Source organism: Pseudomonas putida, assembly GCF_028682475.1.
GTDB lineage: Bacteria > Pseudomonadota > Gammaproteobacteria > Pseudomonadales > Pseudomonadaceae > Aquipseudomonas > Aquipseudomonas putida_AG.
The window spans coordinates 1-15622 of record NZ_JANHLE010000004.1; the positions used below are offsets into that span (position 1 = coordinate 1).

General features: G+C 60.0%; 16 protein-coding genes. 5 read left to right on the forward strand and 11 right to left on the reverse strand.

What is annotated here, in order from left to right:
• Positions 1-113: 113 nt before the first annotated feature.
• From msrQ to mrcB, 9 genes are all read right to left on the reverse strand, one after another.
• Positions 114-734 carry a protein-methionine-sulfoxide reductase heme-binding subunit MsrQ gene (msrQ, locus tag NPS47_RS04605; protein WP_274293925.1) on the reverse strand — a complete coding sequence of 207 codons (621 nt, stop codon included), beginning with the start codon at positions 732-734 and terminating at the stop codon, positions 114-116.
• Positions 734-1747, reverse strand: a complete 1014-nt coding sequence (gene msrP / locus NPS47_RS04610; protein ID WP_274293926.1) for a protein-methionine-sulfoxide reductase catalytic subunit MsrP — start codon at positions 1745-1747, stop codon at positions 734-736. The genes msrQ and msrP overlap by 1 nt, the downstream gene beginning before the upstream one ends.
• Before the next feature lie 63 nt (positions 1748-1810).
• Positions 1811-2668: a CDP-diacylglycerol--serine O-phosphatidyltransferase gene (gene pssA, locus NPS47_RS04615; RefSeq protein WP_157191116.1), complete on the reverse strand. Its 858-nt coding sequence runs from the start codon at positions 2666-2668 to the stop codon at positions 1811-1813.
• Positions 2669-2814: 146 nt separating this feature from the next.
• Positions 2815-3831: a ketol-acid reductoisomerase gene (ilvC, locus tag NPS47_RS04620; RefSeq protein WP_038616234.1), complete on the reverse strand. Its 1017-nt coding sequence runs from the start codon at positions 3829-3831 to the stop codon at positions 2815-2817.
• Between the two features lie 51 nt (positions 3832-3882).
• Positions 3883-4374, reverse strand: coding sequence for an acetolactate synthase small subunit (gene ilvN / locus NPS47_RS04625; RefSeq protein ID WP_010223016.1), 492 nt, complete (start codon positions 4372-4374; stop codon positions 3883-3885).
• A 2-nt stretch (positions 4375-4376) separates the two neighbouring features.
• Entirely contained in the window at positions 4377-6101 is a 1725-nt protein-coding gene (locus tag NPS47_RS04630) for an acetolactate synthase 3 large subunit (protein WP_274293927.1), read from the reverse strand.
• Positions 6102-6523: 422 nt separating this feature from the next.
• Entirely contained in the window at positions 6524-6853 is a 330-nt protein-coding gene (locus NPS47_RS04635) for a YqcC family protein (RefSeq protein ID WP_274293928.1), read from the reverse strand.
• Positions 6853-7608, reverse strand: coding sequence for a tetratricopeptide repeat protein (locus NPS47_RS04640; RefSeq protein WP_274293929.1), 756 nt, complete (start codon positions 7606-7608; stop codon positions 6853-6855). The genes NPS47_RS04635 and NPS47_RS04640 overlap by 1 nt, the downstream gene beginning before the upstream one ends.
• Positions 7609-7624: 16 nt before the next feature.
• A complete protein-coding gene (mrcB, locus tag NPS47_RS04645; RefSeq protein ID WP_274293930.1) occupies positions 7625-9946 on the reverse strand; it encodes a penicillin-binding protein 1B in 2322 nt (773 codons plus the stop codon).
• Between the two features lie 118 nt (positions 9947-10064).
• Here mrcB and NPS47_RS04650 point away from each other — a divergent pair, with 118 nt between their 5' ends.
• From NPS47_RS04650 to NPS47_RS04665, 4 genes are all read left to right on the forward strand, one after another.
• Positions 10065-11627, forward strand: coding sequence for an AAA family ATPase (locus NPS47_RS04650; protein WP_274293931.1), 1563 nt, complete (start codon positions 10065-10067; stop codon positions 11625-11627).
• A gap of 104 nt (positions 11628-11731) precedes the next feature.
• Positions 11732-12076 (forward strand): pentapeptide repeat-containing protein, encoded by a 345-nt coding sequence (locus NPS47_RS04655; RefSeq protein ID WP_274293932.1) that lies wholly within the window; start codon positions 11732-11734, stop codon positions 12074-12076.
• Between the two features lie 164 nt (positions 12077-12240).
• Positions 12241-12513: a TfoX/Sxy family protein gene (locus NPS47_RS04660; protein ID WP_157191111.1), complete on the forward strand. Its 273-nt coding sequence runs from the start codon at positions 12241-12243 to the stop codon at positions 12511-12513.
• Between the two features lie 229 nt (positions 12514-12742).
• Positions 12743-13060, forward strand: coding sequence for a Rieske (2Fe-2S) protein (locus NPS47_RS04665; protein ID WP_274293933.1), 318 nt, complete (start codon positions 12743-12745; stop codon positions 13058-13060).
• On the opposite strand, the gene sfsA is transcribed toward NPS47_RS04665, so the two are convergent.
• The gene (sfsA, locus tag NPS47_RS04670; RefSeq protein ID WP_274293934.1) at positions 13050-13763 is read right to left on the reverse strand and encodes a DNA/RNA nuclease SfsA; all 714 of its coding nucleotides are present in this window, start codon (positions 13761-13763) and stop codon (positions 13050-13052) included. The genes NPS47_RS04665 and sfsA overlap by 11 nt on opposite strands.
• A complete protein-coding gene (locus NPS47_RS04675) occupies positions 13763-14935 on the reverse strand; it encodes a pyridoxal phosphate-dependent aminotransferase (protein ID WP_274293935.1) in 1173 nt (390 codons plus the stop codon). The genes sfsA and NPS47_RS04675 overlap by 1 nt, the downstream gene beginning before the upstream one ends.
• A gap of 210 nt (positions 14936-15145) precedes the next feature.
• Here NPS47_RS04675 and dksA point away from each other — a divergent pair, with 210 nt between their 5' ends.
• The gene (dksA, locus tag NPS47_RS04680) at positions 15146-15589 is read left to right on the forward strand and encodes an RNA polymerase-binding protein DksA (RefSeq protein WP_038606824.1); all 444 of its coding nucleotides are present in this window, start codon (positions 15146-15148) and stop codon (positions 15587-15589) included.
• The last annotated feature ends 33 nt before the right edge of the window (positions 15590-15622 follow it).

Genomic DNA, 15622 nt, shown 5'->3' on the forward strand with positions numbered 1-15622 from the left:
CTCCGGCATTACCTGGAACATCTAACTCGTTGAATCTCAAGGAGTTTTCCGTTCCGACTGCGCCGGAAGTGGGGCGAATTATAGAGAGATTAAACGGGGCGTCAAGGACTTATTTACGCTTTTGTTGCAGAAGCTGTTTTTCGACTCGCGAGACGCGGAATACGCTTGGCAAACAGCGGGATACGCAGCGCCAGCAGAACTGCGCCAATGCCCGCATAAACAGCCCACTCCGTGAGATCCGCCCGCACGATCCAGAGAAAGTGCAACAAACCCAACACCAGAATCACGTAGACCAGTTTGTGCAACTTCTTCCAGCGCGCCCCCAGACGTCGCTGACTATAGCGATTGGAAGTTATGGCCAAAGCCAGCAATCCCAAAAAGCCCAACGCCCCGACAATGATGTAGGGCCGCTTGCTCAACTCCACGCCCAACTGCCCCCAGTCCAACCCTAGAACGAAGACCATATAGGACGTCATGTGCAGCACTATATAAGCAAAGCACCACAACCCTAGCTGCCGACGCGAGACGATCCACCCCGCCCAACCGGTCAAACGCTGCAGTGGCGTCATGCTCAGGGTGATCAGAAGAAAGATCAGCGCGCCTAATCCCAGCCGGTCGACCAGAATCTTGCCAGGATCTGGCCCGAGCGCATTCATCGCCGCCTCATACAGCCACCACAACGGCCAGACGCTGGCCAGGACAAAGATGCCGAGACGAAACAGTGGATAGCGCATCAATAGTTCTTCCGCAGATCAAGCCCGCTATAAAGCCCCGCCACTTCCTCGGCGTAGCCGTTGAACATCTGGGTAGGCCGCACATTGGGACTGAACAGCCCACTGGGCAAGCGTCGCTCCCGGGCCTGGGTCCAGCGCGGATGATCAACCTCGGGATTGACGTTGGCATAGAAGCCATATTCTTCGGGCGCAATGGCCTGCCAGGTAGTACGCGGCTGCTCAGCCACCAGACTGATGCGCACAATCGACTTGATGCTCTTGAAGCCATACTTCCACGGCACCACCAGGCGTAACGGCGCCCCATTCTGATTGGGCAACTCGCGCCCATACATGCCAACAGCCAGAATCGCCAAAGGATTCATCGCCTCATCCAGACGCAAGCCTTCTACATAAGGCCAGTCGATGAGGGCAAAGCTGGAGCGCTGCCCCGGCATGCTCTTGGGGTCCTGCAGTGTCTCGAAGCGGATGTAGCGCGCCTTCGAGGTTGGCTCTACCTGCTTGAGCAGGGTCGACAGCGGAAAACCAAGCCAGGGAATGACCATGGACCAGGCCTCGACGCAACGCAGACGATAGATTCGTTCCTCCAGCTGATAAGGCTGCATGAAGTCTTCCAGCGCATAACGCCCAGGCTTGCCCACCTCGCCGTCAATCACCACCGTCCAGGGTTCGGTCTTCAGACTGCCGGCATTGGCCGCCGGATCGCCCTTGTCGGTGCCGAATTCGTAGAAGTTGTTGTAGTGAGTGGCGTCTTTGAAAGGCGTGGTCGCCTCCCCCGGCGCTGTGACCGCTTGCCAGCGGGTCACTGCCAGCTTGTCATTGAACCAGGCTGGCGCCGCACCCGCCTCGACATCGGCGTAGCGCGACATTTCAGCAGCGCTGGCCCATCGAGGCAGTGCAGACACCGCCAATGCGGCCGCCGTACCGCCGAGCAACGCGCGACGCGAGACATAGAGGGATTCTGGAGTGACGTCCGACTCGTGGCAATCGGAGGCTTTGGACAGCTTGATGAGCATGATGGCTCCGTAGAACTGGAGGACTGATGCACCAGTAGACTACGGAGCCCGAGCGAAATTACATCACTCGACGTTTTTACGCCGACGCATGCGCAACAGGTATTGCACAGGACCGGAGGCCGCATAGCCGAGGAACACCAGCAACAGAATGCGTGGTGGATCACTGAAGACTACCGCGAACACCAGCACCACGGCGAGGATCGCTACGAACGGCACACGCCCTTTGAGATCCAGCTCCTTGAAGCTGTTGTACTTGATGTTGCTGACCATCAGCATGCCCGCCGCTGCCACCAGCAAGGCCACCAGGAACGAAAGCTTCGAGCCCTGGATGCCAAAGTCGCTGAAGGCCCAGACAGTACCGGCCACCACGCCTGCCGCTGCCGGACTGGCCAGGCCGATGAAGTAGCGTTTGTCGGCCGTGCCGACCTGGGTGTTGAAGCGCGCCAGGCGCAACGCAGCGCCAGCGACATAGATGAAGGCGACCATCCAGCCGACCTTGCCCATGTCACCCAGAGCCCAGCCGAACGCCAGCAACGCAGGCGCCACACCAAAGGCCACCATGTCCGACAGCGAGTCGTACTCGGCACCGAAGGCGCTTTGGGTATTGGTCATACGCGCAACACGGCCATCGAGGCCGTCGAGCACCATGGCGACAAAGATGGCAATGGCGGCAAACGCGAAATACTTGCTCGCTTCACGCGGATCGCCAGCGCTCAGGGCAGCCTGGGCACTCATGGAATTGATGATGGAATAGAAACCGGCGAACAGGTTCGCGGTGGTGAACAGGTTGGGCAGCAGATAGATACCGCGATGCCGAACTTTGCGTCCTTCGGCGTCATGCCCTTCTTCAACATGCTCATCGATCGGTAGCAGGCTTTCGGCGTCAGAGGCCTTGTTCGGCTCTTCGGGACGTTCGCTCATGGACATTACCTTGCAACGGTGTGGAAAGTTTCGACAGAGGTCTGCGACGAGGGTTCGCCGACAGACGATGAAGCTTTATACCAGAAGCTGACCGCCTAAACGAAAAAACGCGGCCGAAGCCGCGTTTTCATCGCATCAGAACCAGATTAGTTCTTGGCCTTGTCGACGATTTTGTTAGCGGCGATCCAAGGCATCATCGAGCGCAGTTGCTCGCCGATGACTTCGATGCCGTGAGCGGCGTTGTTACGACGCTTGGCGGTCATCGATGGGTAGCCGGTAGCACCTTCGCTGATGAACATCTTGGCGTATTCGCCGTCCTGGATGCGCTTCAGGGCGTTGCGCATGGCCTGACGGGATTCGGCGTTGATGACTTCAGGGCCGGTCACGTACTCGCCGTATTCGGCGTTGTTGGAGATCGAGTAGTTCATGTTGGCGATACCGCCTTCGTACATGAGGTCAACGATCAGCTTCAGCTCGTGCAGGCACTCGAAGTAGGCCATTTCTGGCGCGTAGCCCGCTTCAACCAGGGTTTCGAAGCCAGCCTTGACCAGCTCGACGGTACCACCGCACAGAACAGCCTGCTCGCCGAACAGGTCGGTTTCGGTCTCGTCCTTGAAGGTGGTTTCGATGATGCCGGTACGGCCGCCACCGACGCCAGCGGCGTAGGACAGCGCAACGTTCTTGGCGTTGCCAGAGGCGTCCTGGTAGATAGCGATCAGATCAGGAATACCGCCGCCTTTGACGAACTCGGAACGCACGGTGTGACCTGGCGCTTTTGGCGCGATCATGATCACGTCCAGGTCAGCGCGTGGCACAACCTGGTTGTAGTGGATGGCGAAACCGTGGGAGAAGGCCAGGGTGGCGCCTTTCTTGATGTTCGGTTCGATTTCGTTCTTGTACAGCTGGCCTTGGAATTCGTCCGGGGTCAGGATCATGACCAGGTCGGCAGCCGCAACAGCAGAAGCCACGTCGGCAACTTTCAGGCCGTGAGCTTCAGCTTTGGCAACGGTGGCCGAGCCTTTACGCAGACCGACAGTGACATCCACACCGGAGTCTTTCAGGTTGCACGCTTGAGCGTGACCCTGGGAGCCGTAACCGATGATGGCAACTTTCTTGCCCTGGATGATCGAAAGGTCGCAGTCTTTGTCGTAGAAAACTTTCATGAACATACCCCTGTTATCTCGGCCCGATAGGGCCATCGCTAATTTTTTGAGTTAGATGCTGAGCACTTTGTCGCCACGGGCAATGCCGGTAACGCCGCTGCGCACTGTTTCGAGAATGGACGCGGTACCGATGGCCTGAATGAAGCTGTCAAGCTTGTCGCTGGCGCCAGTCAGCTGCACGGTATAGACGCTGCTGCTGACATCGACGATCTGCCCACGATAGATATCGGTGGTGCGCTTGATCTCGGCACGCTGTGCGCCCGTGGCCTTGATCTTGACCAGCATCAGTTCACGTTCGATGTGCGCGCTTTCCGAGAGGTCAACCAGCTTGACGACTTCAACCAGCTTGTTCAGGTTTTTGGTGATCTGCTCGATCACCTCATCATGACCGACCGTAGTCAACGTCAGACGCGACAGGGTCGGGTCTTCGGTCGGCGCTACGGTCAGGCTTTCGATGTTGTAGTTACGCTGCGAGAACAGACCCACCACGCGAGACAAGGCACCGGGTTCGTTTTCCAACAGCAGGGAAATAATGTGCCGCATGATTAGGTACGCTCCGTCTTGCTCAGCCACATGTCGCGCATAGAGCCGTCTTTGATCTGCATCGGGTAGACGTGTTCGCTGTTGTCGACCTGGATGTCGATGAACACCAGGCGGTCTTTCATCGCGAACGCTTCTTCGAGCTTGGGCTTGAGGTCCTTCAGGCTGGTGATGCGAATGCCCACGTGGCCATAGGCCTCAGCCAGCTTGACGAAGTCTGGCAGCGATTCCATATAGGAGTGCGAGTGACGGCTGTTGTAGGACATGTCCTGCCACTGGCGAACCATACCCAATACACCGTTGTTCAGGTTGACGATCTTCACCGGCAGGTCGTACTGCAGGCAGGTCGACAACTCCTGAATGTTCATCTGGATGCTTCCCTCGCCGGTGACGCAGGCAACGTCCTGGTCCGGGAAGTTCAGCTTGACGCCCATGGCCGCCGGGAAACCGAAGCCCATGGTGCCCAGACCACCGGAGTTGATCCAGCGATTGGGTTTGTTGAAGCGGTAGTACTGCGCCGCGAACATCTGGTGCTGGCCAACATCGGAAGTGATGAAGGCATCGCCCTTGGTCACTTCGCAGAGGGTTTCGATCACGGTCTGCGGCTTGATGACGTTACCGTCGCCCTTGTCATAAGGGAACATGTCACGATCACCGCGCCATTCTTCGATCTGCTTCCACCAGGCATCCATCGCCGCTTTTTCCGGCTGCTCGCCGATTTCGCGCAGGGTCGCAACCATCTCGGTCAGGACGCTCTCGACCGGACCAACAATCGGCACGTCGGCCTTGATGGTCTTGGAGATCGACGCCGGGTCGATATCGATGTGGATAACCTTGGCATTCGGGCAGAACTTGGCCGGGCCGTTGACCACGCGATCATCAAAGCGCGCACCGACTGCGAAAATCACGTCGGCGTGATGCATGGCCAGGTTGGCGGTATAGCTGCCGTGCATACCGAGCATGCCGAGGAACTGGCGATCGGTACCCGGATAGCCACCCAGACCCATCAGGGTATTGGTGACAGGCAGATTGAGCATCTGCGCGATCTCGGTCAGGGCAGCCGAACCGCCACCGAGGATCACGCCGCCACCGGCATAGACCACTGGACGCTTGGCAGCCAGGAGCATTTCAGCTGCTTTGCGGATCTGCCCCGAGTGACCACGGACAGCCGGGCTGTAAGAGCGCAGCTTGACCTTTTTCGGGTAGACGTATTCGAACTTCTCCGCCGGGTTGGTCATGTCTTTGGGGATATCAACCACCACCGGACCCGGGCGGCCAGACTGCGCCAGGTAGAAGGCTTTTTTCAGGACTTCCGGGATTTCCGAGGCATGTTTGATCATGAAGCTGTGCTTCACGATCGGCCGGGAAATACCGATCATGTCGGTTTCCTGGAAGGCATCGGTACCGACCATGGTGCTAGGCACCTGGCCAGAAAGGATAACCATCGGAATGGAGTCCATGTACGCAGTGGCAATACCGGTAATGGCATTGGTTGCGCCCGGACCGGAGGTTACCAGGACCACGCCGGCCTTGCCGGTGGCACGGGCATAACCGTCCGCCATATGGGTAGCCGCCTGCTCGTGACGAACCAGGATGTGGCTTACTTCCGGTTCTTTGAACAGGGCATCGTAAACATGCAGGAGAGCACCACCAGGGTACCCGTAGATGTGCTTAACGCCTTCGTCACGCAAAAAGCGGACGACCATCTCAGCGCCAGATAAAAGCTCCACGTTGTTCACCTCTAAAACGCCAGAATACCGCCCACGGTGGACGGGTCTTAATAGGTTTACTGCCAAGCAGAGCATGAGCGACGGAATCGCCGACTACGTCAGCACTGACTGAGCAAGTATTGGGAGCGCCCCAAAGTGTTGCGGGGTTTTCCCACCCAGCGCGAGGTAACGCGTTGCGGGGTGTAACAGGTCGGCGCGGGTGTGCGCCTCATGATCTGCTTAGCGGGTCTGCTTCTGGCAGTCCCTCTACAGCGGAATCTGGATTCTTCTTTTTCGGCGCGCGCAAGTCAAGAAAAATTATTGCCAATTTATCGCGAGGACGAACTACAGCCACCACTAATGCCAGTGACAGCAGCAGAAAAACAAACATTACAAACAAAAAGAGCCACAATCTGTGGCTCCAAGGGTGAAAAGAGGGAAATTCAGGCAGATGGACTGATCAATTGGTCAAACTCTGCTAGCAGCCTGCGTAGCTCGCGGCTTTGCTCCGAGCGATCGGCATAAACCGTTTCAGCCATGACCAGGATCCCGGAGGCGTTTGGTAGCGCCAGGCCCTTCTCGAGAATCTCTTTCATTTTCGGCAGGAAAATCCACTGCAGCCACTGATCGAAGTTCATGCTGTCGACCGCAAAGGGCACCGTGCTGGCCAGTGCCTGGGCACTCGGCGCAGTGTCACCCCACCAACCCTGGGCGTGCAGCTCGTGCTCGATCAGCAACAGGTGATCGGCGATATCCAGAATGCGCGGGTCCATTACAGGTTGACCTGGGCTTTCTGCCGCGCCAGCGCAGCACCGGCCGAGTCACCTTGTTTCTCGCGCGCCTGGGCAATGATGCCCCACAGGCCTGCTTGCAGGTCGGGACGGCCGTTGGCATAGGTCAGGGCACGACGGGCCAGCTGTTCCGATTGCGCTGCATCACCCTGAGCCAGGCGCACCTGGGCCAGACGGTAGAGCACCTGCGGCTCACGTGGGGCGATACGCTGGGCACGCTCCAGGCTCGACGAGGCACCGTTGTAATCACCACTGCCCTGCTGTTGCTGAGCGGTGGTCAGCAGCGCCAGCACCGGGCCGTCGAGCTGTTCGTCAGCCGACAGGCCACCACTGGCCGCGCCACTGCGTGGGATGCCGCTAGGCGCGCTCGGAGCGCTGGTACTCGGCATGGTGTAGCTGCCGGCATTGCTCGAACCGCTGTCGAACGGCACCGAATTGCCTGGCCCCGGCGTGATCGGGCCGGTGCTGATCGGCGCAGACGCCGTCGAAGCCGGGAATGTCTGGATCGGTGCCGCGCCCGCGCCCTGCGGAACCATCACGGTGACACCGGAGTCCTGCGGCACGGCCTGGGCCTGACGCGTACCGGCGTTGACCTGGGCACCACGGCTGGCCGTGACCCGTTCGCTATTGGACACACGCGTGCTCGAGTCGACCACGGGAATCGAGCCACGCTGAACGTTGGCGCAACCGTTGAGCAAAGCCAGTGCCGTCAAGGCAGGAAACCACCACTTGTTCACTTCACACCCTCTTTGCTTAATTCATCCAGCCCTTGACCCAGTCCATGACGGACTCGGCGGGATCCTGCGTACCGCCACAGGCGGCGCCGGCAGGCGGCTCACTGCCGCGAATATACGGCATCTGTACCGCGCCCGGGCAACTGCTGTCGGAGCCCTGCCCGGAGTGCGGGTCAATCCAGGCCTGGACGACGTTGTCAGGCAACGGCATGTCCAGCGGCAACGGGTCGGCCTTGCGCATGAAACTGGTCCAGACCTGCAGCGCGCCGGTGGCGCCGGTGAACGGCGTTTTGCCGTTATCGTCACGACCGAGCCAGACCACCGCCAGCAAATCCTGGCTGAAACCTGCGAACCAGCTGTCACGCGAATCGTTACTGGTACCGGTCTTGCCCGCCAGGTTCAACGAACTTGGCAAGACACTGTAGACCGAGCGCCCGGTGCCTTCGCGCATCACCCGCTGCATGGCGTTCTGGACCAGATAGATAGCCCCCGGATCGAAGCTCTGCTGGATCTGGAACGGATAACGCTTGAGCGGTTCGCCCTCGGCGGTCAGCACGCTGCGGATGCCGCGCATCGGCGTATTGAAACCACCGTTGGCCAGGGTCTGGTACATGGTCGCGACTTGCATCGGCGACATGCCGCCGGCGCCCAGCAGCATCGACGGGAAGGCCGGCCAATCGACATTCACGCCCAGCCGGCCAATGGTTTTGAGGACATTCGGCACGCCCAGTTCCAGGCCGAGCTTGGCCGTCGACAGGTTGTAGGAGTTGGCCAGGCCCTGGTACAGGTAGATGGTGCCATGCGAGCGACGGTCATAGTTCTGCGGCCGCCAGACCTGGCCATCGCCACCCTTGACCGAGAACGGTTCGTCCTGCACCCAGCTGGTCAGGGTGTATTGGCTCGGCTTTTCCAGCGCGGTCAGGTAGACCGCCGGTTTGACCAGCGAGCCGATCGGCCGTACGGCATCAATCGCCCGATTGAAACCGGCAAAGCCGGCCTGACGGCTGCCGATCAACGCCTGTACCTCACCGGTTTCAGGGTTGGTGACCACCATCGCGGCCTCGACCTCATCAGCACCTTTGCGTCCGGCCAGGCGCTTGAAGGTCTCGGACATCGCCGATTCGGACTTCATCTGCAGGATCGGGTCAAAGCTGGTGAAGATACGCAGGCCTTCTTCGGTCAAGTCTTCGTCACGGTAGTCCTGGCGCAACTGGCGTTTGACCAGATCAAGGAAGCCGGGGAACGAGCTGTCCGCCAGGCTGCCGCGCTTGGTCACACCCAGTGGCATTTTCTTCGCTGCGGCAACGGCTTCTGGCGTGGCCACGCCCTGCTCGGCCAGCAGGTCCAGCACCAGGTTACGGCGCACGGTGGCGCGGTCCGGGTAACGCCGCGGATTGTAGTAGGACGGTCCCTTGACCATGCCCACCAGCAACGCCACCTGATGCAGCTTCAATTCCGACAGCGGCTGGCTGAAGAAGAACTGGCTGGCCAGGCCAAAACCGTGCACCGCACGCTGACCATCCTGACCGACGAACACTTCGTTGAGGTAAGCCTCAAGGATCTCGCGCTTGTCGTAGTGCAGTTCCAGCAGCAAGGCCATCATGGCCTCGGTCAGCTTGCGACTGAGGCTACGTTCGTTGGTCAGGTAGAAGTTTTTCACCAGCTGCTGGGTCAGGGTACTGCCGCCCTGACGCATGGCACCCGACGATGTGTTGACCCACACCGCACGGGCAATCGACTTCGGCGATACGCCAAAGTGACTGTAGAAGTCGCGGTCTTCCACGGCCACCAGGGTTTCCAGCAGGTACGGCGGCACCTGATCGAGTTTGATCAGGATGCGGTCTTCAAGGTTCTTTGGATACAGGCCGCCGATCATCAGCGGCTCCAGGCGAACCACGTCGAGCTTGGAACCATTGAGGCCACTCAAGCCCGCCACATAGTCACCGGAGAAGCGCACGCGCACCGCTTGCGCCTGCTCCATGCCTTCATAGAACTGGAAACCACGGGTATTGAGGTCGACGGTATTGCCACTGACGGCGGCGGCACCCGGGCCGTTGGCGACGCTTTCACGGCGATAGCCCAGGGCATCGAGTTCGATGAGGAAGTCGTTTTTGCTCAGTTTCTGCCCGACGAACAGTTCCAGCGGCCGGGCATACACCTTGGCCGGGATGGTCCAGCGCTTGCCGGAGAACTTCTCCTGGACCACAGCATCGAGGTAAATGGCAAAGCCGGCCAGCACCACAAGGCCAACCAGGCTGAGCTTGATGGCCCAGCCCAGCCAGGCGCGCGAGCGGCCAGACGGGCGTTTTTTAGCGGTACGGGGGGATCGGGTACGAGTCATGGCGGCGGATTATACGCACTTTATTGATCCTCGACAGGCGCCCTCCGGCGGTTTGCACCAGCCTCACTTGCGGCCATAATGGCCCACTCGAAATCACCAAGACCCAGAAGGATCGCCCGTGAGCCAAGCCTTGATCACCGCGCTGCAGAACCCCGCCCTGTTCCCTCACCCGGTGAAGGAGTTTCAGCTCATCGAGACCCATATCTCCTGGGTACTGCTGACTGGCGACTATGCCTACAAGATCAAGAAGCCGATGAATTTCGGCTTCCTCGATTTCACCGAGCTGTCTGGACGCAAGCACTTCTGCAACGAAGAGCTGCGCCTGAACCAGCGCCTGACCGAAGGCCTGTACCTTGAAGTCCTGCCGATCACCGGCAGTGCCGAAGCGCCGCAACTGGGCGGCGAAGGCGAAGCGATCGAGTACGCGCTGAAAATGCGTCAGTTCCCGCAGAACCAGATGCTCAGCACCCTGCAAGCCAACGGTGAACTGAACGCCGAACACATCGACCAGATGGCCCGGCAGATCGCCGAGTTCCACTTGCAGGCACCCAAGGTTTCGGTGGAGCATCCGCTGGGCACCCCGGACAGCGTCATGGCACCGGTTGAGCAGAACTTCGAGCAGATTCGCCCGTTCCTCAGCGACAAAGCCGACCTGCAGCAACTCGATGCCCTGCAGGCCTGGGCTCAGGACAGCTTCAAGCGCCTTCACGGCCTGCTCGAAGCACGCAAGGCCGAGGGTTTCATTCGCGAGTGCCATGGTGACATCCACCTGGGCAACGCCACCCTGATCGACGGCAAGGTGGTGATCTTCGACTGCATCGAGTTCAACGAACCCTTCCGCCTGACTGACGTCTATGCCGACGTCGGCTTCCTGGCCATGGACCTTGAAGACCGTGGCCTGAAGTCGCTGTCGCGGCGCTTCATCAGCCAGTACCTGGAGCTGACTGGCGACTACGCCGGTCTGGAATTGCTGAATTTCTACAAGGCGTACCGCGCCCTGGTTCGGGCCAAGGTTGCGCTGTTCAGCATGCCGGCCAATGCCGATGCCGTGCAGCGCGCCACCACCCTGCGCACCTACCGCAATTATGCCAACCTGGCAGAAAGCTATAGCGCCATCCCTTCGCGCTTTCTGGCCATCACCCACGGTGTTTCCGCCGTCGGCAAGAGCCATGTCGCCATGCGCCTGGTCGATGCCCTGGGCGCGATCCGCCTGCGTTCGGACGTGGAGCGCAAGCGTATGTTCGGTGAACAGCAGACAGGCGATGTCGGTCAGTTGCAACAAGGCATCTATAACAACGATGCCAGCCAGGCCACCTATGCCCGCCTGCACGATCTGGCCAAAACCATCCTGCGTGCCGGTTTCCCGGTGGTCATCGACGCGACCTATCTCAAGCAGGCTCAGCGTCAGGTGGCAGCCAGCATTGCCGGCGACACCGGGGTGCCCTTCCTGATCCTGGACTGCAATGCACCAGACGCGGTCATCGCCAGTTGGCTGGCACAACGTCAGGCCGATCAGAACGACCCGTCGGACGCCACCCTGGAAGTGGTCAAGGCTCAGCAAGCCAGTCGTGACCCACTCAGCGCTGAAGAACTGCTGCAAAGCAAGCGCGTCGAGACCAATGAAAGCGGCAGTCTCGACCTGTTGGTCAAGCAGATCCGTCAGCGTCTGCCAGGGCTCTGATGCACCTCAGGACGTGAAGCAGTCGACACTTCACGCCTGATCTCCGGCGCCTCCGCAATGATGGCACTATAGTGTCATCTAAGTGCACACAAGGAGGCGCCCTCATGAATCAGCCACGGCAACTGGACAGCGCACTGTATGCGCTGGTGCATGACGAACAGATCGCCAGCTTCAACCGCGAAAAACCCAGGGACGCCAGCATCGACTTTCGCGGTGGCGATTTCCGCGGCCTCGACTTGCGGGAACTGGACACCAGCGGAATCGATTTCACCGATGCCTACTTCCGCGCCGCCGATCTGCGCGGCCTTGACCTGCGCCACAATGGACTCGAAGGTGCGAGCCTGTCGCATGCACAGATCTCCGGCACCTACTTCCCCAGTGAACTGAGCGCCGACGAAATTCTCATGTCGGTCAATTTCGGCACCCGCCTGCGCTATCGCACCCGCTAATTTACCGTTAAAGCCCCGCCTGCCGTGGCCTGGCGGGGTTCTTTCGGCTACTTGTCGGCAGCCCGATGGCAAAACGCCGCGTATTTCCCAAGTGCCGCTACACTGCTCATTGACCTGCCAACGATTCCTCCACAAGACCCGTTCAGCCGTCGCAAGGAGGCTTGATGAACGATGAACTCCAGCATCTGAAAAACCTTGGCAAGACTTCCGCGCAGTGGCTGCATGCGGTCGGCATCCACAGCGCTTCGGATCTGCGCCGACTGGGGGCGGTGAACGCCTACAAGGCGGTGCGCACCCGGGGCTTCCGGGCCTCGAAGGTGCTGCTCTACGCGATTGAAGGCGCCTTGCTCGACGTGCATTGGAATGACATTCCGGCCGAGCGCAAGGAGGCCCTGAACCAACAGCTCGATGCAAAAGCCGTTCAGAAAAATAATTGAGAATGTTAAGTAGCGACGGTTGACACCGTAATGATAATCGTTATGATTACCACAACTGGTCGCGAGACTGGTTGGGTAAGCTGAAAGCCCCTGGTTCGGACTCTCAGATTATCTCCTCATCAGGCTAATCACGGTTATTGACCCGGCTCTTTGCCGGGTCTTTTTTTTGCCCGGAGTTGGTATCGTTTGATAGCGTCAAACCAACAGTGACTCCAGGTAATTCCCCGCTATGCATTTTCTCTGCTCATCCGACCAATTAGGCGAAGGCCACAGTCGTGGCTTCAGCGTTGACGACACCGCGGTGTTTGCCGTGCGCCGCGCAGGCCGGGTCTACCTGTACCGCAACCGCTGCCCGCACCGCGGCATCCCGCTGAACTGGGAGCCGGATCAGTTTCTCGACAGCAGCGCCAGCCTGATCGCCTGCGGCCGACATGGCGCCCTGTTCCTGATCGAGTCCGGTGAATGCGTGGCCGGCCCCTGCGCCGGAGAGCAGCTGAGCGCCCTGGACTGCCTTGAAGACACCCAGGGCATCTGGCTCATGGCGTAAGCAGTACCGGCAACGCCCGGTCGATGTAGACCTGCTCGCCATCGACGCGCGTACCATAAGCCAGCACCTCGACGCCATCGGCCACCGCGGCGCGCAACGCTTGCGCGTAAGCCGCATCGATTTCATCGGCGGGCCGTACGGCTTCGACAGCGCTGAGATTGACGCAATACAGCTGCACCGCCCGCACGCCTTGGCGGGCCAGCGTCGCCAGTTCACGCAGATGCTTGGCGCCCCGCTGGGTGACCGCATCGGGAAAAGCCGCAACGGCTGAACCGTCAAAGCCCAGGGTCACGCTCTTGACCTCGACATAGGCCGGCCCATCGGCAAACTCCAGTCGAAAATCCACACGGCTGCGCTCCTCGCCGTAGGCCACTTCGCGTTTGAGCCCGGTAAAACCGGCCAGTTCGCTGATGATTCCGGCGCGCAGGGCTTCCTCGACCAGCGCATTGGCCCGCCCGGTATTCACACAGGCCAGGCGCCCTTGTGGTGTCTCACTGATTTCCCAGGTGCCAGGCAACTTGCGTTTGGGATCATTGGAGCGACTGAACCAGACCTGCCCACCTTCAACCATGCAATTGAGCATCGAGCCGGTGTTGGGGCAATGGATGGTGATCTGCTCGCCACTGGCCAGTTCGATATCGGCCAGAAAGCGTTTGTAACGGCGCAGCAGTCGCGCGGTTTCCAGAGGTGGAGAAAAACGCATCAGCCTTGCCAGCTCCGCAGACCACGGGCAATGCGCTCCACCGCTTCCTGCAGACGAGACAGGCTCTGAGTGTAGGCAAAACGCACATGGTGCCCGGCCTGATAGCGACCGAAGTCCAGGCCCGGGGTGAAGGCGACATGCTCGGTTTCGAGGAAATGCTGGCAGAAAGCGTAGGCATCACCGCCAAAGGCGCTGATATCGGCGTACAGATAAAACGCCCCCTGCGGCTCAACGGCAATCTTGAAGCCCAGTTCACGCAACGCTGGCAACAGGAAGTCGCGACGACGGCCGAATTCGGCACGACGTTCTTCCAGAATCGCCAGTGTCTGTGGCTGGAAACAGGCCAGAGCAGCATGTTGAGCCATGCTCGGGGCGCTGATGTAAAGGTTCTGTGCCAGCTTTTCCAGGTCACTGACCGCGGCCGGTGGCGCTACCAGCCAGCCAAGGCGCCAACCGGTCATCCCGAAGTATTTGGAAAAACTGTTCAGCACGAAGGCCTGGTCATCGACTTCCAGAACGCTGGCTGCATCCATGCCGTAGGTCAACCCGTGGTAGATCTCGTCGACTACCAGATGCCCATTGTGAGCGCGGGTTGCCGCAGACAGGCTGGCCAACTCGCTACGCTCGAGCACGGTGCCGGTCGGGTTGGCCGGGGACGCCACCAGTGCGCCGACGGTGTCCTGATCCCAATAGCGTTCGACCAGATCGGCGGTCAGTTGATAGTTGACCTCGGGGCCCACCGGTACCAGCTGCGCGCCGCCTTCGACCAAACGCAAAAAGTGCCGGTTGCACGGGTAGCCGGGATCGGCCAGCAGCCAGTGTTTGCCCGGGTCCACCAGCAAACTGCTGGCCAGCAGCAAGGCGCCGGAGCCGCCCGGGGTGATGAGGATTCGTTCGGGGTCGATGCTCAGGCCATAGCGCTGCTGGTAAAAGCCGGCAATCGCCTCACGCAGCGCCGGCAAACCCCGCGCCGCGGTGTAGCGGGTATGTCCGGCGGCCAGGGCAGCCTGGCCCGCCTCGACGATCGGCGCGGCGGTGGTAAAGTCCGGCTCGCCGATTTCCAGGTGAATCACATCACGACCGCTGGCTTGCAGCTCGTTGGCGCGGGCCAGCAGGGCCATGACGTGGAAGGGTTCTATGGCGCGGCTGCGCGCACTGTAGGACTGGGCCATCAACCTTCTCTCAATTAGGTCTAGAATGATGATTCTACCCGTGTGCTGAAGCGAACGTGTGGCTAAACCTGCTGTCAACCACGAAGACACCGGGAGTAGCGCGCCCCGATTCGATCTGGTAAGTTCGGCGGCTCGCAGTCGCAGGGCCGGCGGGCGCCGGAGATGGAGCAGCCTGCGCAATGGATTAGAAGAGTGAGAGGCGGTCTATTCATGTCCACCCAAGAAAAGCAACAAAGTCAACTCGTTCGCGGCTTCGAACCCTATAAAGAAACCAAGGGTGAGGAGTACATGGGTGTCCCCATGCGCGCGCACTTCACCAAGCTCCTGCAGAAATGGAAACTGGAGCTGATGCAAGGCGTGGACGCGACGGTGGACCACATGAAAGACGAGGCAGCCAACTTCCCTGACCCGGCCGATCGCGCCAGCCAGGAAGAAGAGTTCGCCCTGGAGCTGCGTAATCGCGACCGCGAACGCAAGCTGATCAAGAAAATCGACAAGACCTTGCAGTTGATCGAAGACGAAGAGTACGGCTGGTGCGAAAGCTGCGGCGTGGAAATCGGTATTCGTCGTCTGGAAGCCCGTCCGACTGCAGACCTGTGCTACGACTGCAAGACACTGGCGGAAATCAAGGAAAAACAGGTCGGCAAAGCCTGATCTGACCAGAACGGGGCGCTCAAGGCGCCCCGC